Source organism: Cytobacillus solani, from assembly GCF_006704205.1.
Taxonomy (GTDB): Bacteria; Bacillota; Bacilli; order Bacillales; family Cytobacillaceae; genus Cytobacillus; species Cytobacillus solani.
Genome location: NZ_CP041305.1, coordinates 4,672,398 through 4,692,064, shown reverse-complemented (window position 1 = coordinate 4,692,064; position 19,667 = coordinate 4,672,398). Strand labels below are relative to the sequence as shown.

Sequence of the window (19,667 nt, the reverse complement as noted above, 5' to 3'; positions counted from 1 at the left end):
TTGAATAATCTAGACCTTCGTATTCCTGCTTTTGAAATAAAAAAAGCAGTTTATGAGGATATGATATTGTATTGTCAACAAGCACTACCTCATGAAGCCTGCGGATTACTTTCAGGACCGCAATTTAATGGCATGAATCTATGGAAAATAAAAAATGAATCTCTTAATTCTAACCGATTCACTATGTCTAAGGAGTCAATCGAACGTACTTCAAAGAATGCAAATGGAATTGGTGAAAAGATTTCAGGTATATTTCACTCTCATCCAAGCTCACCTGCCTATCCATCATCGCATGATATTGGAAATAATCCTTATCCGAATTTAGCCTATTTAATTGTTTCTTTTTATAAAGGGAAAGTAGAAGTGGGTTGTTTTCAAATAATTGAGGGTAAGGTAATCCCATTGAAATTAATCGTTGTGGATGAGTGAATGAAGACGGCGGATCAAGCAGATCGCCGCTTCTTTTATTTATATTATGAGTTTTTACCTGAAACAGAAAAAATGGGTTTTAATCGAAACACGTCATATTTTTATGAAACATATAATTAAGAGTAAAGCACCTAAATATCCAGGAGGGAGAATTTTGATAAAAAAACAGATAATAAAAATTCAAAAGAGATCTTTTGAATCGCAACAATCTCCGGAATCCATACCCTATATGGGACATAAGATCAAATCCAATACCATACCAGGAGGAGTGAATCCTATAAAGCAGAAATATAAAAACGGTGGCTGTGGTTGTGGAAGAAACCAAAAAAAGTCGTAGGTCAAATCAATTTTAAATAAATTCAAGAAAAAAAGGCGACTCTAAAATTTCAATAAATTTTATGAGTTGTCTTTTTTGAAATAATTGTCTATTTTGTAAACGAGTACATTGTTACAGTTGAATTGCGAAATAATGAGCTCATTTCAGACTATGGAGAACCTTATTCAAAATGATTCAGTGAAAAAGACAAGTCTTACCTCATGTCTTAGTCTAACCCATATAGTAATAGGGTAGTTGTCTATTGAATCATCCCTATGCCCCCCCTATACATAAATGTCCCTTAGTTAACACCACTATTATCAGTATGTGCCCCTGTTCATCAATTTGACTTTGGTGTTTTTTCAAAAGCGTAGTAAAATAAAACAAACAAGGAGGGGAACCAAATGAGCGAATGTAAATTAGATCATTCTCACGATGATGTAAAGGCTAAATACGAGCAGCAAATAAAATTTTTACCAAGTGATACAATCCATTTATTTGAGGAATTTTTTCAAAAAGAACATACTCAAGACATCTTAAATGAAGTCTTCCATCTATTAAAAAAGTACGATCTATCATCAAATGACGAAAAGGAAGAACGTGTCAATCGTTTATATTTAGTATTGAAAAATGTATAAGCGATACCTACACCGCTGTGAGAAAGCCTGCTGCGGTGTTTTTTTATGTGTCGGTCTAATTCGTAAAATAAATCTTTATGTACGAATGAAAACCTACACGGTGAAATGAAGCAGGCAAGCATTAACATATGTGGTTGATGATTGTAGCTCATAATAGTTTTATTGCCTGAATGAATAGGGATAATTAGAATAAATCGGTTTCCGAAACATATACTTGTACAAGAAAACGCATACATATTTTTACTCCATTAGAAATGAATTACTTATTTTAGGAGGAAATAAAATGCCAAAAACAATGTACAAACTTGATTTAAGTAAACCAATGGAGGAGCAAATTCATCCTGGGCATAATAGATGGCATCCAGATATTCCTGCTGCTTTCTCTGTTGATCCAGGAACCGCGTTTCGAATGGAATGCCAAGATTGGACGGACGGACAAATTAAAAATAATGATACTCCAAATGATATTAGGGATGTGAATTTAGCCCGAGTACATGTTTTAAGTGGTCCCGTTTATGTAAATGGAGTTGAACCAGGAGATCTTTTAGTTGTTGACATATTGGATATTGGTACGTTTCAAGAATATGAATGGGGCTTTAACGGTATTTTTGCAAAGGAAAATGGCGGGAGCTTTTTAACAGACCATTTTCCAGAAGCTGCAAAATCGATATGGGATTTTGAAGGGATTTACACAACATCAAGACATGTGCCGGGTGTGAAATTTGCTGGAGTCATTCATCCTGGTTTAATTGGTGTTGCTCCTTCACTTGAGCTTTTACAGAAATGGAATGAACGAGAAAATGAATTAAAGATGACAGATCCTGACCGAGTACCTGCACTTGCCAACACTCCTAACCCTGAAGCAGCTGTACTTGGCACCCTTAAAGGAGCTGAATTTGACAGAGTAGCAAAAGAGGGAGCAAGAACAGTTCCTCCAAGGGAAAATGGGGGAAACTGCGATATTAAAAATCTATCAAAGGGTTCAAGAATTTATTTCCCTGTTTTTGTTAAAGGCGCCAAACTTTCAGTAGGTGATCTTCATTTTTCACAAGGGGATGGGGAAATCACTTTTTGCGGTGGAATCGAGATGGCAGGCTGGATAGACCTTAAGGTAGATGTCATTAAAGGGGGCATGGAGAAGTATAAAATAAAAGAAAATCCAGTATTCAAACCAGGCCCAGTTGATCCTCTTTATTCTGATTTCCTCGTTTTTGAAGGAATATCAGTTGATGAAAAGGATGGAAAGCAGCATTATTTAGATGCTAATATCGCTTATAAAAGAGCATGTTTAAATGCAATTGAATATTTAAAAACATTGGGTTATACAGGGGAGCAGGCATATATGCTATTAAGCACTGCTCCTGTTGAAGGACGAATTAATGGAATAGTGGATATTCCAAATGCATGCTGTACAGTTGCGATTCCAACACAAATATTTGATAAAGATATCATGCCGAAATAAATTGTTGGGAGGAGAATTCTGATGCCCAGTTATACATTTTGCTGCCAAAATTGCGGTGATTTTACATTGTTTTTAAAATCAATGACTGGGAAAAAAGATCGAGCAGCATGCCCAGAATGTTTAGAAGAATCTACACGAGTGTATCTTCCGCCTAATCTTTTTTCTTATTCAAAAGAACTTCGTACTCGAATTGAAAAAGGAATGGAGCCACGAAGAATGACACGTGAGGAATTAGGACCTAGGCAGAAAATAAAAAACAAATCAACTAGCCGTCCTTGGCAAGTTGGAAATTGAATTAGTTTAAAGCGGCTGTTTAAACGGCCGTTTTTTATATGTTTTTTGAAAACTTTTCTAAAGTAATTCCTATAACAATTGGTTTTTTCGTACTGTATCTCCTAAGGTAATTTAAGTAATTCAATAGAAGCCATTTACATTTATTTTTGTTTTGGTTTTCATGTGGTCTAAAAATGATTCCTACAAAAATATTGCTAATAATGCATTAATGTCTATGGGAATTACATTGTTTATTCATACTTTAATTAAATTGTTTTATTTTAAACCACGTCCTTTTGTAAAAAATCGTGTCGGTATAATTATTCCATCAAAAATAGATTCTACATTTCCAAGTAAACATGCACTGCTAGTATTCGCTATATCAACTTCTATCTTTCTTTATGACCGTTTCCTTGGTTCAATTATGTGGCTGTTATCATTATTGGCGGGCTTCTCTCGTATTTGGGTAGGGCATCATTACCCATCTGATATAATAGGTATTGCCTTTATTGCATCCATAACCAGCATTATTTTAGATAAAATCTCTCATTTAAATAATCAATTTATCCGTCAATAGCATTTAATTCCTAATTGAATTTAAAATGTGCCCACAGATTTTAATCTTCACCTAAAAATGCCCATCACAATGTGGGCATTTTTAGGTGAAGAGCTATTTATTTGTTAAAGACTTTAGATCAGGTCCTAATTCTTTCGCAATCTCTGCTAAAGCAGGAGCGTTTTGTTTATTGCCATTTGCCCCCAATTGAATGCTATTCATAACCTTTTGAATAGGTCGCAACATATTGCTGTTTTGATTTCTTTTTAACCCATATGCAACTGCACTAACCCCTAGACCTAATAAAGATGCCCAGACTATGCCTTTATTATTTCTTTTTCTGCCAAACATCTTCATAATGTTTTGCTTTCTCATTGTATTGAAAAGCGCTGCTAGCCAGTTATTCATTTTCAAGCACTTCCTCTTTAGAGAATTTAGAAATGAATCTTTCACTTCCATTATCTAATATTTGCTTAAAGACGTTTGAAAATGCTGACATCTTTTTCATATGGACATAATTTCATAAAACCGGACGAAAACTGCTTGAGAAAAAAATGTAATGAATGAACAGACAAAAGCCCAAATATGAAAAAGATTCGGAACTATTTTTAAAGTCACGTTAAATTATAATAACAAAGATTTATTTTTCACTCATTGTTTGAACATATTTGGATAATTTATTTATAGACATAAATAAATAGCTTGGATTATGGAGCTTAAGTACATTCCAATCAGATGTATTCTTGCTTGATAGAATCTCGATTGGCAAGAAGGAGATTCGTTTAAACCATTTATAAATAGGATGAGAAATCTCAAAAGTCTCAAATCCAAGCCTTTCACAGCCTTTGTTTAACATTGTAATTCCAATTATCCCTTTGATCTTTTTAGAATGAGTATGATTTTGAATATAATTTTCTATTCCAGGTAAAGACATTTGAACGTACTTATAAATCATTTTTGCTTTTCTAATTTCACTGTTAATGTTTTTAAATTCCTTTAGCAGTCTAACATTGTGAAGATGAATCTTAACCAATGTATCATTCTTGTTTATTAATGTCCCATCTGAAAGGATAATATTCCTGCCTTTATATTTGGTTAACCTAACCCGAAAAATGTTACCCTCCTTACAAGAAGGGTATGTAAGGCGAGTGCATTGAAAATATAAAGGATCGATTATAGACCAAATGGAGATAAAAAAATCTCTCATGTTCCTATACTCCTTTTTCATAACCAGTTTTATTTTATTTTTATCAAAAAAAGAAATCTTTACTTATGGTAATTTAGGGCTGAATTAGATATAAAAAAAGATATTCGCTTATCTTAGATGTTTATTATTTTTTTCTGTATAAAGTCGAAAAGTAAACAAACTATAATTTTATAGGGTTTAAGGAAAATCCATCTATCCTCTATTAAATAAATGAATTAAGTAAACAGGAATGGGGAGAGTTTATGGAATTCATTGAACGTTTGTTTGCTCAATATGGATATTTTGTGTTGTTATTCGGTCTACCCTTGGAATTAATTGCTCTTCCGATACCTCCTGGAAACTCAACACTTGCATACACCGGATATTTATCCCACAAGAATGTTCTTGACCTTCTACCAGCTATAGCAATGGCATATTCTGGATCGGTTATAGGCATATCAATTGCGTATTGGATTGGAAAAAAGCTAGGTATGCCTCTTGTCGAAAAATACGGAAAATGGCTATTCCTGAAACCAGAATATTTAAAGAAAACAAGAATAACTTACGAGAAATATGGGAACAAAATGCTTTTATTTGGTTTCTTCTTGCCCGGAGTCAGGCAGCTCAACAGCTACTTTGCGGGCATTATTCAAGTACCATATCGGACCTTTGCATTATATGCCTATACAGGGGCAGCCTTATGGGTTTCCATATTCATCGGTATCGGTTATGTGTTCGGTAATCAATGGCAGCTAGTTTTTACTTTGATAGAACATTTTATGAAGTTTATCTTAATCATATTATGTGGTACGTTAATTATTTTTCTCTTATTAATATGGCCTAGTCGGTTGAAGAAGTGGTTGGACATTCATAAAGGGAAATCGTAGTAGACTGCCAATGATTCATCCCATGCCTCTTCCCTAAATGTTTTATTATATTCAAGCTATGCTTCTTTTTACATTTATTCTTCATTTCATCCTTAATTTAGTACGGAGAGGAATTCTTATACCCTCCTTTTAAATAAGGAATTTTGGTATATTTAAATTTATCTATTTATGACGCTGAGTAATGTACTATTGGGTAAATATCGTCAAAAAATGAGGAAAGTATCCTTAATATATTTGGATTCAGTAATTGTTATGAAATAAATAAATAAATAAATAAACTCAACGCCTGTGTTTATCGTTACGAAACGGAGGTAACGGTCAGTTTTAGCGTGGGTTTTTAATCGTTTTACAATTTTTTTGTAACTATTAAAATATTATTTTAACTATCTATTTTTTGTGGTAAGATGAATTTATAAAATGTTATTAACTTATTTATAAAGAAAACCGACATAAATGTAAGGGAAGTGTCTGAATTGAAGGAATCTCATCAGCCTATTTTTGATTTAGCAATTCGCACAGCCGATATGCTTGTGAAAATGTTCGGTTCCCGTTGTGAGGTAGCTGTTCATGATTTTTCTGATCTAAAGAAATCACTCATTCATATTGCAGGGAATGTGACAGGGAGAGAAATCGGATCTCCGATAACAGACCTTGTCCTAAAGGAATTAGCAAAACAGAAAAGAGATATTGAAGATATTCCTAATTATAAAACGCAATCGAAGAAAGGGAATATCATGAAATCGGCTACTATTTTTCTGCGTGATCATGAAGACAAAGTAATTGGGGCCTTATGTTTAAATTACGATATCAGCCTACTCATGCAATTCGGAGGAGAAATTGAAGAATTTATCAACTTTGATGAGCAACAGGCAAAATCAGAGAACTTTTTTACCTCTGTTCAGGATGTGACACATGAAATGGTTGAACAAGTTCTCCATGGCTTTAAAAAAGCACCTTCTTTAATGAGTTTAGATGAGAAGGTGGAATGTGTTCGCCAGCTTGAAGAGAAAGGGACATTTCTAATAAAAGGAGCGACTGATTATGTCGCATCCGTATTAGGTGTCTCTAAGTTTACCGTTTATAATTACTTGCAAAAAATTAGGACAATAAATGAGTTCCAGACAGAAGAGCTAGCTGAGCATAAGTAATCATCATTCATTCAATTATAAATAAAGGAGCTTATGAAATGAAATATAGATCAGCTTTTGACATCATTGGACCTGTTATGATCGGTCCTTCCAGCTCTCATACAGCAGGTGCGGCGAGGATTGGCCGTGTTGCCAGAACATTATTCAACCGTTTGCCGAAGAAAGCAGTAATATCCTTATATGGTTCTTTTGCAAAAACTTACAAAGGACATGGAACAGATGTGGCAATCGTCGGCGGGTTATTAGATTTTGATACATTTGATGAGCGCATTCCAACTTCTCTTCAGCTAGCTGAGGAAGCAGGCATGGAAGTTGTTTTTCAGGTAGAAGATACAGTGACAGAACATCCGAATACGGTTCGGATTAATTTATATGATGACCAAGGTGATTTAGAGGTTGTTGGAATTTCAATTGGCGGTGGAACCATTGAAATAACAGAGCTAAATTCCTTTGAATTGAAATTATCTGGTGAACATCCTGCTATACTTGTTGTTCATAATGATCAGTTTGGCGTGATTTCAGCTGTTACTCAAATATTAGCGAATCATGAAATTAATATTGGACATATGGAAGTTTCTCGAAAGGAAAAAGGAAAAATGGCATTAATGGTTATTGAAGTCGACCAAAAAATTGACCAAGAGATCATGACAGAGATTGAAAAGCTGCCAAATGTAACTCAGACGATTAGAATGGTTGACTAAGAAAAGCGCAAGCGCCTTGATCATCGCCGTACAAACGCAGAAGGTCTCCGTCTGAGATAAAGGAAACATGGTGAGCGAGAGCGAACCGATGTTGACGCAATCGTTGCGGAGGGGGTCTGAAGTTTGATAGGCGATAGGACGCTTGCGCTAGACAATTCTCTAACTCCAAAATTATACATTCTTATCTTTTAAAAAAGTACGTTGTGTATTTTTAAACCAGAATGAAAGCAGCCAAGAATTAGGGGTGAAATCATGTTATTCAGAAACGTAGCGGAGCTTGTTGAACTTGCAGAAAGTAAACAAGTGAAAATAGCAGAAATTATGATTCAGCAGGAAATTGAAGTGACAGGTCTATCAAGAGAAGAGATCATTGCAAAAATGGATCGAAACCTAACTGTGATGGAACAAGCAGTAGAACGAGGATTGAACGGTGTTACCTCTGTTTCCGGTTTAACAGGAGGGGATGCAGTCCTTCTGCAGAAATACATTCAAAGTGGAAAAGCTTTATCTGGAAATATCCTATTGGATGCGGTAAGCAAAGCGGTTGCAACAAATGAAGTCAATGCTGCCATGGGTACAATCTGCGCAACACCAACTGCTGGTTCAGCTGGAGTTGTTCCAGGTACATTATTTGCCGTGAAAGAAGTATTAAACCCTACAAGAATGGAAATGATTGAATTCTTATTCACTTCCGCAGCCTTTGGATTTGTTGTAGCGAATAATGCGTCCATATCAGGAGCTGCTGGCGGTTGTCAGGCTGAGGTGGGATCTGCAAGTGGAATGGCTGCTGCTTCGATTGTTGAGCTGGCTGGCGGGACACCGCGCCAAGCAGCGGAAGCGATGGCGATTACATTGAAAAATATGCTAGGTCTTGTTTGCGACCCTGTTGCTGGATTAGTGGAAGTTCCTTGTGTAAAAAGAAATGCCATGGGTGCTTCTAATGCGATGACGGCTGCCGATATGGCTTTAGCAGGGATTACAAGCCGAATTCCATGTGATGAAGTCATACATGCGATGTTCCTTATTGGGCAATCAATGCCGTCTGCACTTAGGGAGACCGCAGAAGGTGGACTTGCTGCCACACCTACCGGAAGAAGGCTGGAAGCTGAAATTTTTGGAAAGAAAAATTAGCTGTACATTTAATGCCTGGATCCTGATTAAAAAAGGATTTAGGCTTTTTCTTTGTAAAAAGTAAATGATCGGTTGATGACCTGTACAAGCATTTATGACGGGAAGAATAACCCGCGCAGAGTAGAAGGTAGAATGATATTTACATGATTGGTTGTTAGTAGCAAATTATTACTTGCTTATTTATCAACAATTAATATTTCCATAAATTTCATAGAAGATTAAAAAAAGTGTAAATAAATATACACAGATTCCTTATAGGAACAATGATAATATAAAATTACCAAAAAAATAGGGAGCGATACTTATGGAGGAGATACTAAAGCAGATATTATCTGGCATGAATGAAATGAAGAATGATATAGCTGAAATCGGAAAAAACATTAAAACAGTTGAACATAGGCTGGACCGCTTAGAAAAAATGGACAGCATTGAACATAGAGTAGAAGTGAATCAAATTGACTTGACTGACATTAAGGAGATATTGGAGAAAATGGATTCATTCCAAACAGATGTCCTTAAAGACTTTTTCCAAATCTTTAAAGGCAATTCATTTAATAAAGTCCTTCAAGAAGAATTAAATTTAATCAATCAGCGTTTAGATGCACAATTAACGAAAATTGCAAAAAATGAAGAAGCAATCTTAATGATTGAAGGGAAAAATAATAAAGTAAGCTAAACTATGCATAATCACAAGGCGCTAATAATGCGCTTTTTTTATTTTCCTCAAAAGGAACCATCATAATGGTAAACTTTTTAATACTAAACTTTCGGACAAAAAATTCAAGCTATAAAGGGATGTAACCCTTCAGACTTTTTGGAAGGGTCACTTATTATATGCTTTGTACCAATCGACGAATTGAGATAAACCTTGATCAATGGATGTTTTAGGATAAAATCCCACATCGGTCTGCAAATCGGATATATCAGCATAAGTTTCCTTTACGTCCCCTGGCTGCATAGGAGCAAATTCTATTTTTGCTTTTTTGCCAATTAAGTTTTCTAATGAATGGATGAAATCCATTAATTTAATAGGTTGATTGCTGCCGATATTATATATTTTATATGGGGCATAGCTTGAACTTGGAATCGGATTTTGCCTATCCCAATTTTCGTTATATTTTGGAGGGTGATTAAGCAAACGGATTATGCCTTCGACTATATCATCTATAAAAGTAAAATCTCTTCGCATTTCTCCATTATTAAATACCTTTATTGTTTTCTCATCTATAATATTTTTCGTAAATGAATAATAAGCCATATCAGGTCTACCCCAAGGACCATAGACCGTAAAGAACCGAAGACCTGTAGCAGGTATATTGAATAGATGGCTATAAGTATGAGCCATTAATTCATTAGCTTTTTTTGTTGCAGCATATAAACTGACTGGATGATCAACTGAGTCATTGGAAGAGAATGGAATACTCCTGTTTGCTCCGTAAACGGAACTGGATGAAGCATAAATGAAGTGTTCTACACCATATTGTCTGCATGCTTCCAAAATATTCATAAATCCGACCAGATTTGAGTCAATATAGGAATGCGGGTTCTCTAGGCTGTAACGTACTCCCGCTTGAGCTGCCAAATTTACAACTATTTTAATCGTTTTAGTTTTGAAAATTTCATTTACCTTATCTCTATTTGTCAAATCTATCTTATAAAATTTGAAGTTTTTGTTTTTTTCTAGTAGTTTCAGACGGTCTTGCTTTAAACGAACATCATAATATTCATTAAGATTATCTGCACCAATAACATGATAACCAAGGGTTAACAAACGCTTTGATAAGTGGAACCCGATGAACCCTGCTGCTCCCGTTACTAAAACATTCATTGTGTTTCTTCCAATTCTTCTTCTCTTTTTCCATTCACTAGATTCAGAACTTGTATTTTTCCAAAGCGTCTATTACAGTATTGAATCTTCATTTTTTTTGCTCCTTTAAAAGGGAATGTAGGTTTAAGCTTACATATTATATATTCAATAGGTCACAAGTTGTTTATGCTTAAGCCTACTATTTATCAGGATGGGCAGATATAAATGTGAACCTAATACTTTCTGCTATGGCTGCGGTTGTGAATTCTGCTGTCAGCGCTGAAACAAACGAATTAAAAATTCCTTTTAGCCCAAGCTACCTAGTTAAATCGTGCATAATTTATTTGGAAAGGACCAGAAATTTTCTGATTTTGAACGAAAGGAGAAGATTTTTTTGCCTACTGCTATGCATTTAAATTTAAGAGTTGATCCAACTCAATATATTCCACAGATTCGGCAAGTTCCTGGCTATGAATACATTCATTTAATCCGCCTGCCTGAGTATATCGTAGATAATTCTCTTCTGAATGAGAAGGTTCATTATTTAAATGAAATTTCCTCCCCAAAAGAATATGTAAATAAGAATAATATCTCTCTTTTACATGCTCACCATGGCCAATTTGGTATATTGCTGCTTCCTTTTAAAGAAAGGACAAATCTCCCATTAGTAACAAGCATTAGGGGAAGAGATGCAACCCTGGCAAACCAGCCTGCAAATTATTTAGAGAATATGAAATTGCTTTTTGATCAGGGCGAACGTTTTTTTCCAGTTTGTGATTATCTTGCAGATAAAATTAGTTTATGGGGTTGTCCTGCTGAAAAAATAAGAATTTTATACGGTGGTGTTGACCTTAATCAATTTAAATACCGGTCTCCAAAGCAAGATGACTCACAAAATATTTTATCCATAGGAAGGTTTGTCGAAAAAAAGGGTCACCATATCTTGATGCAAGCTTTTCAAAAAATAAAGGATAAATTTCCAAATGCAACTCTCACCATTATCGGAAGAGGCGAACTTGAAGGTTACCTCAAAACATTATCTAATCAGCTAAATTTAGGGGAGTCTTTTCGGCTATTAAATTATCTCCATAAAGACAAAATACATGACCATATGGCTAGTGCTGATCTTTTTTGTGCTGCAAGTCTTGAAGCTTCAAATGGTGATGTGGAAGGTATCCCAAATACAATAAAAGAAGCTATGGCAACAGGAGTGCCTGTTATCTCAACTTTTCATGCTGGAATCCCTGAATTGGTCACACATAACGAAGATGGAATATTGGTCAAGGAAAACAATGTGAATGAGCTGGCAGAGGCAATTGAATTCATGCTGAATAACAGACAACTGTGGAAAGAATACACAATCAGAGCCCGAAATAAAATTGAACAGAAATTTGACCAAAATAAACAGCTGTTGCAGCAGGCGAAATATTATGACGAATTGTTATATGGGAATTAAACTTTGAGAATGCAAAACGGAAGCTATGTTTTTTAAAAAAAATAATTTTGAAGAGTAAATGTCCATTTGTAATTGTAAGCGAGGAAATTTGGAATTTAAAAAATATATGTGTATGATTTCTATCAAAATACTAGCCATTTTTAGAAACACACTAGTAATAGCTTGTAATAAAGAGGCTTTAGTAAATGGGTAAATCCCTCATTTTTTCTTCTTTTTATGTTCCCATGTATTCCCATATTAATATTAAATTTTCCAATCAACTGTCCATTATATATAGAGCCATAGCGAAAAGGTAATAGAGTTCTCTTAGAATAAAACAGCACTGCAGCAAATTGGGTCGGTGTTAAATGACAAAAGCCAATTGTTCATGTAACAAAATGGGTATTATAGCTTTCATATGCTGTTATCACTGCAATTAACATCTTTTAAAATACACATCTAATTAATTTGTCCTATACAAATATAGTTTATAAACATAATTTATAAAAGATTCATGAAACTTCAAAGGAGGAGAAATATGGAAAACTTACAAATCGTCCCATGGGAAGTTGATGAACTTATGCACGAGTTTTTTATTCCAGACTATATTACTGAACTAGCAAATTACGTTCTTCAGTCGTATGCCTTTTCTGTTCACAGCATTGAGGTGGTTACTACTAAGCCGGATAAAGGAGGAGCTATTTGGAAACTAGAAACGAGTTCGGGGCCAAAAAGTTTAAAATTACTACATCGAAGACCTACCAGAAGCATGTTTAGCTTAGGAGCTCAGGAATATTTAGTTGATGTGCAAAAGGCAAGGGTACCGCCGATTATAAAAACAAAGGATGATGCTCCGTATGTTGAGGCAGGGGGAAAGCTATGGTTCGTTGCTGAGTGGATTTTACCATTGGAGCCTGTTACAAAAGATTTGGAAGGAGCCAAACAGCTTTGTAGCGCTCTTGGAGAATTCCACCGATTAAGCAAGGGGTATGTTCCTCCTCAAGGAGCTGAAGTTGCATCTAGACTATATAAATGGCCAAAAAGCTATGAAAAAGTAATGAACAAAATGGACTGGTTTCGAAATATTGGCAAAGCATATGAAGAAATGCCAGCAAGTCCTTATTTACTGAATGTTATAGATTTATTCGAAAATCAGGCAAAAAATAGTTTCGAAAGGTTGAATCAATCAAGCTACTGGGAGCTTGCACAGCAAGGAAATGAATACTGGGGATTAGTCCATCAGGATTACGGCTGGTCAAATGGTCAAATGGGTCCTAATGGCATGTGGATTATTGATTTGGACGGTGTTGCATATGATCTACCGATTCGTGATTTAACAAAATTAATTACTGGTACTATGGCGGACTTATATAATTGGGATGCAACTTGGATAAGAGAGATGATCAAGGCTTACAATGAGGAAAATCCAATTTCATCGAAACTATACGATATCCTGATGATTGATTTATCCCTTCCGAATGAATTTTACAAGAATATTAAAGAGGTAGTATATGAACCTGAATTATTTCTCGATGATACTGCAACAGCCTTAATCCAAACCATAGTAGATACCGACCAATCAAAGTGGCCAGTATTAGAAGAAATTAAAGACGATTGGAAGGGAGTAAATTAAGCATGAAAGTGTTAATGATTTGTACCGAAAAGCTTCCGGTTCCGCCAATAATGGGAGGTGCAATCCAAACCTATATATCCGGCATCCTGCCTTATTTAAGTAAAGTCCACGATATTAGTGTTTTAGGAGTAAATGATGCATCACTTCCGAATCAAGAAACAGTAGATGGCATCCATTATGTTCGTGTACCGGGAAAAATATTTGAAGTATACAGAAAAGAGGTCATTCGCTATCTTGAATCTAATCATTTTGATCTCATCCATATATTTAACCGTCCTCTATTAGTCATGCCTGTTAGACAAGCGTCACCTAATTCAATAATAACCCTAAGCATGCATAATGATATGTTCAATCCGGAAAAAATCAATCCCGAAGAAGCGAAATCAGCTTTAAATGAAGTCTCTAAAATTGTAACAGTCAGTGAATATATCGGTGATGTCATTCGAACGTTATATCCTGAGGCTTCACCCAAAATCAGTACAATTTATTCTGGCGTAGATAGCAGCCGATTTTTACCTGGTAATCATCCAAAGATGCAAAAAACACGTAATGATATTCGCAAAGCGCATGGCCTAGAAAACAAGTCGGTCATTCTTTTTGCTGGGAGACTTTCAAATAATAAAGGAGTAGATAGGCTAATTAGGGCAATTCCAAATCTTTCAAGAAAATTTAATGATTTAGCCTTAGTTATAGTTGGCAGTAAATGGTTCAGTCAAGATGATATTTCTGACTATATTGCCTATGTAAAATCATTAGCAAAGAAACTGCCGATACCCGTTGTAACAACAGGTTTTGTTGCACCAGATGAAATTCAAAACTGGTTTGCTGCAGCTGATATATTTGTGTGTACATCAATATGGCAAGAACCATTGGCACGGGTGCATTACGAGGCGATGGCGGCTGGTCTGCCTATCGTAACAACTGCAAGAGGAGGAAATCCGGAAGTAATACTTTCTGGAGAGAACGGCCTTGTAGTGGAAAATCCAGAGGATCCTGGGTGCTTTGAAGAAAAAATTGCAGAAATATTGTCAAATAAGTCACTGATGAGGAGAATGGGGGAAAGAGGGAGAGAGCTTGCGGTTTCTATTTATAAGTATGATAGAGTAGCTTCGGAGGTTCTTGAAATTTGGGAGCAATCTATGCAAATGCCAGCCGTTCATGTACTTCAGGAAGAAGCAGTTAAGACTGCTGAAGTACCTGCTATGTTTGAAATGCAGAACAAATTTGAAAATCAAGGAGAACAAGAAATTGACAATGATAAAATAGTTAGCTTCTTGGATAGTAAGCCTGAAATTGTGATGCCTAGTGAATCCGCTGATAAACAACCTGCCGTCCCTCACGGTAAACTGAACGATCAACCCCATAGTATTTATGATGAAAAAAATGCAGAAATATTGTTATACAAGTTATTAATGAGAAGATTGGGAAAGGAGGAAAAAGACCTTGCTACCGAGGTTCCAGAAATCAGGAAACAATTAATACAATTATTATCTAACAATGTACCACAGGAAGATACAGTTAAGACCGCTGAAGTTCCTATTATGAATGAAGTGCAGAATACATTTGAAAATCAAGAAGATCAAAAAATTGACAAGGGTAATTTAGATAGCTGGCAAGATAGTAAGTCTGAAAGTAAGAAGCCTATTGAGTCCGCTGGTAAACAATCTGACGCCCCTCAAACTAAACTGAACAATAAACTCCATAGTATATTTGGCGGGAAAATTATGGATATATTGACAAACGAGCCATTAATGAAGAGAGTGGGGGAAAAAGGAAGAGTAATCGCATCCGAGGTTCTTGAAATTTGGGAGGAATTTTTACAAACGATATCTAATTATGTAGTTCAGGAAAATACCGATAAAACTTCTGAAGCGCCTAATATGAACAACACACAAAACAATGTTGAGAATCAAAAAGAACAAGAAATTGAGATACCGAGTGAATATTCTAATAAACAATCAAAAGTCCCTCAAACAAATCTGCATAATAAACTCCATACAAAATCTCATATTACTTCCCAAAAACAGGGATTCTCTAAAAAAGACCGTTATCAAGGGGATAACTCATACTCAGTAATGAAAGGCCGCTACCGAGATGAAGAAAGTTATTCAGTTATGAGAGGCCGCTACATTGATGCTGACAAACACCATGGGAAAGATAAATGATTGGATCATGTCAGACGAAGAAAATGCCATGCTGCTCAAGCATCGTGCGATTCAGAAAATGATAATTGCCGTGAAAATAGCTGCTCCTTTCAGAAGGATATCATCCGAGATTACTAATTAAACAGAGGGAATAGGGCAATTTGGCTGTTTAAGCATCCATTAGGTTAAATAAAACTCCATGCCCATTAGGGTAAAGGAGTTTTTTATTGCAGTCTATCGGTAAGTAAGTCACCGTTGTCAGAAGAGTACCCTATTTAGGACTAGGAAATATAGCATGTTATTTAACACAACACGTTTTACGGTATTTAAATAAAACTGTTATTTATGCACAGTTGTTAGGCTTTTAACGTAGCGGTAATTATCTCCTTGCATATAAAGGATTAAGGAAAAAATAGGGAGGCAGTTTATGAAAATTCGAAAAGCCATTATTCCCGCCGCAGGCCTTGGCACTCGCTTTTTGCCTGCTACAAAAGCTCAGCCAAAGGAAATGCTGCCGATTATTGATAAACCGACGATACAATATGTTGTGGAGGAAGCGGTAGCTTCAGGCATAAAGGAGATTGCTATCATAATAGGGCGAGGGGAAAAATCAATTGAGGATCACTTTGATAAATCATATGAAATTGAACAAGTACTATTAAAGAAAAAGCAATTCGAATTATTGGAAGAAATCCAGAAAATATCCAACATGGCAACTATCTATTATATCCGTCAAAAGGAGCCAAAGGGTCTAGGGGATGCGCTTCTATGCGCGAAAAGCTTGATTGGCAATGAACCCTTTGCGGTCCTGTTAGGGGACGACATTGTGATGTCTGAAATACCTTGTCTGAAACAAATTATCAATGTTTACGAATACTACAATTCCTCAGTGGTATCTGTTCAAGATGTCCCGGCGAAGGAAGTAAGTAAATATGGGATTATCAAGCCAAAAGGCAATCAAATTGAGCCGAATCTATTCTGCATTGACTCATTAGTAGAGAAGCCAAGTATAGAACAGGCTCCTTCAAGATATGCCATTATGGGCCGCTACGTGTTAAGGCCCGAGATATTTGACATTCTCGAAAGCCTTCCTGCTGGACATGGAAATGAGCTGCAGCTGACGGATGCTATACATGAATTAAACAAACAGCAGGCGGTATACGCTTATAATTTTGAAGGAACCCGCTATGATATTGGAGGGAAAATAGGGTTTATTAAGGCAACGGTAGATTTTGCTTTACAAAGAGGCGATACTAGGGAACTAGTTCTTGAGTATTTAAAGGAAATAAATAACAAAGAAAATCATCTATATGTAGAAAGAGAGCTTGAATAAGATGAATGTAGCCATTTTAGGTACAGGTTATGTTGGGCTTTCTACAGGTGTGTGTTTGTCGGAAATTGGTCACAGAGTTGTATGTATTGATCTGGATGAACAAAAAATTAATAATCTCATTCAAGGGATCTCCCCCATCTATGAACCTGGCCTTGAAAATTTACTTATTAAAAATATTGAAGTTGGGAGAATGGAATTTACAACATCACATCGGGATGGTTTAAAAGGTGCCGAAATCATTATTATTGCTGTAGGAACACCGCAAAAAAATGATGGGGCTGCCGATTTATCGTATCTTGAGCAAGCGGTGAAGGATATTTCAATTCATTTAGAACAGAGTGCTATTGTTGTATTAAAGAGTACAGTGCCAGTTGGTACCAATGAATATATTAAAAGCATTTTAGATGACCGCTGCAGCAAACAAGCAGCCATTGAGATCATTTCAAATCCAGAATTTCTCAGGCAAGGTTCTGCCATAATGGATACAATGCAAGCTGACCGAATTATTATAGGCTATGCAAATAGAGAGGCTGCAAATAAAGTATTAGAGATGTATCGTCCATTGAATGTTCCATTTCTATTAACAAGCATTAGAAGTGCGGAAATGATTAAATATGCTTCCAATTCATTTTTAGCAACAAAGATTAGCTTTATTAATGAAGTTGCAAATTTATGTGAAGCAGTGGGAGCAGATATTAAAGAGGTTGCTGAAGGGATGGGAAAAGATAAAAGGATTGGAGAGGCTTTCCTTCGTCCAGGAATTGGATACGGTGGATCTTGTTTTCCAAAGGATGTTAAAGCTTTGCTTCATACTGCCGATTTACATGGAGTTCACTTCTCATTGCTAAAAGAGACCATTGCTATTAATGATCTTCAGCAGGAAACCCTTGTCAGGAAAGCGATGAATCGTTTTGGAGACTTAAAAGGAAAAAAAATTGCATTGCTTGGTCTTGCTTTTAAGCCGGAGACAGATGATATGCGGGAAGCACCCTCTATTAAAATTTCTCGCCTATTAACAAACCTAGGTGCAGAAGTGGTTGCCTATGATCCCGTTGCAAAGGATAATGCCAGAAAGATATTAGGGGATACCATCACGTATTCCAATTCAATCAATGAAGCTGTTTTAAATTCCGACGCTGTTTTTATTATCACAGAATGGAAAGAGATTAAGTACTTGGACATGGCAAAACTGCTGAAGAATATGAGACATCCAATCATTTTTGATGGAAGAAATTGTTTAGATGAAGAAAGAGTAAGAGCATGTGAGGCTTTAGAATATTATCCTATAGGAAGACCAGCTATTTTGATAGGGAAAAAATAAATGTATAAAAGCGGCTGGACCTTCTGTTTATATGCATACTATTTCCTGATGGTGGAAGCAGTTAATTATAAAATTGATAGAAAAGAAGTTGAGTTAACACCTGCTGATTTTTAATCGAGTCAGCAGGTGTTCTTATGTTTAAAATAAATTATTTAATTTTCTGAAAACTAATTGACTTTTAACGGTTTACACTGTATCTTTGTGTTAAATATATATGACATATAAAAGGTATAACGTCTAATAAACGTTATATATAAATAAAATAATTTCAAAAAACTTTTAGGAGGTGAAGGCATTGTCGGATGTTATTTTTTCAAATCAATTAACCGAAAAGGAGAAATACGAGCATTTTTTGAAGAGGATTAAAGAAGGGGAAAAAATTGAAGCAGACGATTGGATGCCAGATGAATATCGCTTCACACTGATTAAACTGATCTCCATGCATGGTATAAGCGAAATCATGGGGGCGCTCCCTGAAAAAGAGTGGGTGCCAAAAGCGCCTTCATTAAAAAGAAAGCTAGGCATTATGGCCAAAGTACAGGATGAAATGGGGCATGGACAGCTTTTGCTTCGTGTGGCTGAGGACTTAATGAAACCTCTAGGAAAAACACGTGAGGATATACTGGAAGATTTATTTAGCGGCCGTCTGAAATTTCATAATGTGTTTCATATGGAGGCGCCGACATGGGGGGATGCTGGACTAATTGGCTGGCTTGTCGATGGGGCCGCCATTATTTCACAAACGAATATGCTGAATGCTTCTTACGGACCTTATGCACGTGCCTTAAAAAGAATTTGTGCTGAAGAAGTATTTCATGCCCAGCATGGGGAGGCCATTATCATGGCATTGGCAGAGGGCACAAAGGAACAGCGTGAAATGGTTCAAGAGGCAGTCAATCGTTGGTGGGAAGCGCTTCTCATGTTTTTTGGACCTGCAGATGCATCTACAACAGGAACATCAAAGCAGGACATTACAATTAAATACCGGATCCGGACAAAAACAAACGAAGAGCTTAGGCAGGACTTCTTTTCAAAATATATTCCAAGGGTGTTATCACTAGGGCTGACTTTGCCAGATGAGACACTGCATTTTGATAAAGAGCAAGCTCTTTGGGTATATAAACAGCCGGACTGGAATCGTTTTAAAGAGATTATTAAAAATAATGGACCAAAGTCAAAAGATCGTTTGGAGCTCCGCAAGATGGCATATATTGAAAATCAGTGGGTACGTGAGGCTTTGAACATGGCTAAATAAAGGAAGTTTAGA

At 36.0% G+C, this 19,667-nt stretch carries 20 protein-coding genes and 1 pseudogene; 18 read left to right on the top strand and 3 right to left on the bottom strand.

Annotated elements, in window-relative coordinates:
• The 6 genes from FI644_RS23545 (at position 1) to FI644_RS23520 (ending at position 3,695) form a co-directional block, all read left to right on the top strand.
• Positions 1–429 (top strand): M67 family metallopeptidase, encoded by a 429-nt coding sequence (locus tag FI644_RS23545; RefSeq protein ID WP_053475855.1) that lies wholly within the window; start codon positions 1–3, stop codon positions 427–429.
• Positions 430–583: 154 nt separating this feature from the next.
• Entirely contained in the window at positions 584–766 is a 183-nt protein-coding gene (locus tag FI644_RS23540) for a hypothetical protein (protein WP_053475856.1), read from the top strand.
• 383 nt (positions 767–1,149) lie between these two features.
• Positions 1,150–1,383, top strand: coding sequence for a hypothetical protein (locus FI644_RS23535; protein WP_053475857.1), 234 nt, complete (start codon positions 1,150–1,152; stop codon positions 1,381–1,383).
• 283 nt (positions 1,384–1,666) lie between these two features.
• The gene (gene fmdA / locus FI644_RS23530) at positions 1,667–2,845 is read left to right on the top strand and encodes a formamidase (RefSeq protein WP_142108881.1); all 1,179 of its coding nucleotides are present in this window, start codon (positions 1,667–1,669) and stop codon (positions 2,843–2,845) included.
• A 21-nt stretch (positions 2,846–2,866) separates the two neighbouring features.
• The gene (locus FI644_RS23525; protein ID WP_053475859.1) at positions 2,867–3,139 is read left to right on the top strand and encodes an FmdB family zinc ribbon protein; all 273 of its coding nucleotides are present in this window, start codon (positions 2,867–2,869) and stop codon (positions 3,137–3,139) included.
• 160 nt (positions 3,140–3,299) lie between these two features.
• Entirely contained in the window at positions 3,300–3,695 is a 396-nt protein-coding gene (locus tag FI644_RS23520; protein WP_082620658.1) for a phosphatase PAP2 family protein, read from the top strand.
• A gap of 93 nt (positions 3,696–3,788) precedes the next feature.
• On the opposite strand, the gene FI644_RS23515 is transcribed toward FI644_RS23520, so the two are convergent.
• The gene (locus tag FI644_RS23515; protein WP_053475860.1) at positions 3,789–4,082 is read right to left on the bottom strand and encodes a hypothetical protein; all 294 of its coding nucleotides are present in this window, start codon (positions 4,080–4,082) and stop codon (positions 3,789–3,791) included.
• Between the two features lie 232 nt (positions 4,083–4,314).
• Positions 4,315–4,881 carry a YkoP family protein gene (locus tag FI644_RS23510; RefSeq protein WP_053475861.1) on the bottom strand — a complete coding sequence of 189 codons (567 nt, stop codon included), beginning with the start codon at positions 4,879–4,881 and terminating at the stop codon, positions 4,315–4,317.
• 242 nt (positions 4,882–5,123) lie between these two features.
• Here FI644_RS23510 and FI644_RS23505 point away from each other — a divergent pair, with 242 nt between their 5' ends.
• The 5 genes from FI644_RS23505 to FI644_RS23485 all read left to right on the top strand — a co-directional run bounded on the left by FI644_RS23505 (position 5,124) and on the right by FI644_RS23485 (position 9,403).
• Complete coding sequence (locus FI644_RS23505) at positions 5,124–5,747, top strand: DedA family protein (RefSeq protein ID WP_053475862.1); 624 nt, start codon at positions 5,124–5,126, stop codon at positions 5,745–5,747.
• A gap of 464 nt (positions 5,748–6,211) precedes the next feature.
• Positions 6,212–6,895: a helix-turn-helix transcriptional regulator gene (locus tag FI644_RS23500; protein ID WP_231690063.1), complete on the top strand. Its 684-nt coding sequence runs from the start codon at positions 6,212–6,214 to the stop codon at positions 6,893–6,895.
• 38 nt (positions 6,896–6,933) lie between these two features.
• Positions 6,934–7,596, top strand: coding sequence for an L-serine ammonia-lyase, iron-sulfur-dependent subunit beta (gene sdaAB / locus FI644_RS23495; RefSeq protein WP_142108880.1), 663 nt, complete (start codon positions 6,934–6,936; stop codon positions 7,594–7,596).
• Positions 7,597–7,848: 252 nt separating this feature from the next.
• The gene (gene sdaAA, locus FI644_RS23490) at positions 7,849–8,727 is read left to right on the top strand and encodes an L-serine ammonia-lyase, iron-sulfur-dependent, subunit alpha (protein ID WP_053475865.1); all 879 of its coding nucleotides are present in this window, start codon (positions 7,849–7,851) and stop codon (positions 8,725–8,727) included.
• 304 nt (positions 8,728–9,031) lie between these two features.
• Complete coding sequence (locus FI644_RS23485) at positions 9,032–9,403, top strand: hypothetical protein (protein ID WP_053475866.1); 372 nt, start codon at positions 9,032–9,034, stop codon at positions 9,401–9,403.
• Between the two features lie 147 nt (positions 9,404–9,550).
• Here the strand turns inward: FI644_RS23485 and FI644_RS23480 are convergent, their stop codons facing one another.
• Positions 9,551–10,555, bottom strand: coding sequence for an NAD-dependent epimerase (locus FI644_RS23480; RefSeq protein WP_053475867.1), 1,005 nt, complete (start codon positions 10,553–10,555; stop codon positions 9,551–9,553).
• A gap of 373 nt (positions 10,556–10,928) precedes the next feature.
• Here FI644_RS23480 and FI644_RS23475 point away from each other — a divergent pair, with 373 nt between their 5' ends.
• The 7 genes and pseudogenes from FI644_RS23475 (at position 10,929) to paaA (ending at position 19,655) form a co-directional block, all read left to right on the top strand.
• Positions 10,929–11,990, top strand: coding sequence for a glycosyltransferase (locus FI644_RS23475; RefSeq protein WP_142108879.1), 1,062 nt, complete (start codon positions 10,929–10,931; stop codon positions 11,988–11,990).
• 517 nt (positions 11,991–12,507) lie between these two features.
• Complete coding sequence (locus FI644_RS23470) at positions 12,508–13,602, top strand: CotS family spore coat protein (protein WP_056684465.1); 1,095 nt, start codon at positions 12,508–12,510, stop codon at positions 13,600–13,602.
• Positions 13,603–13,604: 2 nt separating this feature from the next.
• Positions 13,605–14,780: pseudogene (locus FI644_RS23465) on the top strand (glycosyltransferase family 4 protein); the annotation flags it as partial.
• A gap of 952 nt (positions 14,781–15,732) precedes the next feature.
• On the top strand, positions 15,733–15,888 hold the full coding sequence (locus FI644_RS26540; protein WP_181758145.1) for a hypothetical protein: 156 nt from the start codon (positions 15,733–15,735) through the stop codon (positions 15,886–15,888).
• A gap of 285 nt (positions 15,889–16,173) precedes the next feature.
• Positions 16,174–17,079, top strand: a complete 906-nt coding sequence (gene galU, locus FI644_RS23460) for a UTP--glucose-1-phosphate uridylyltransferase GalU (RefSeq protein WP_056684468.1) — start codon at positions 16,174–16,176, stop codon at positions 17,077–17,079.
• A 1-nt stretch (position 17,080) separates the two neighbouring features.
• Positions 17,081–18,400: a UDP-glucose dehydrogenase family protein gene (locus FI644_RS23455; protein ID WP_142108878.1), complete on the top strand. Its 1,320-nt coding sequence runs from the start codon at positions 17,081–17,083 to the stop codon at positions 18,398–18,400.
• A gap of 295 nt (positions 18,401–18,695) precedes the next feature.
• A complete protein-coding gene (gene paaA / locus FI644_RS23450; RefSeq protein ID WP_053475872.1) occupies positions 18,696–19,655 on the top strand; it encodes a 1,2-phenylacetyl-CoA epoxidase subunit PaaA in 960 nt (319 codons plus the stop codon).
• Positions 19,656–19,667: the final 12 nt, after the last annotated feature.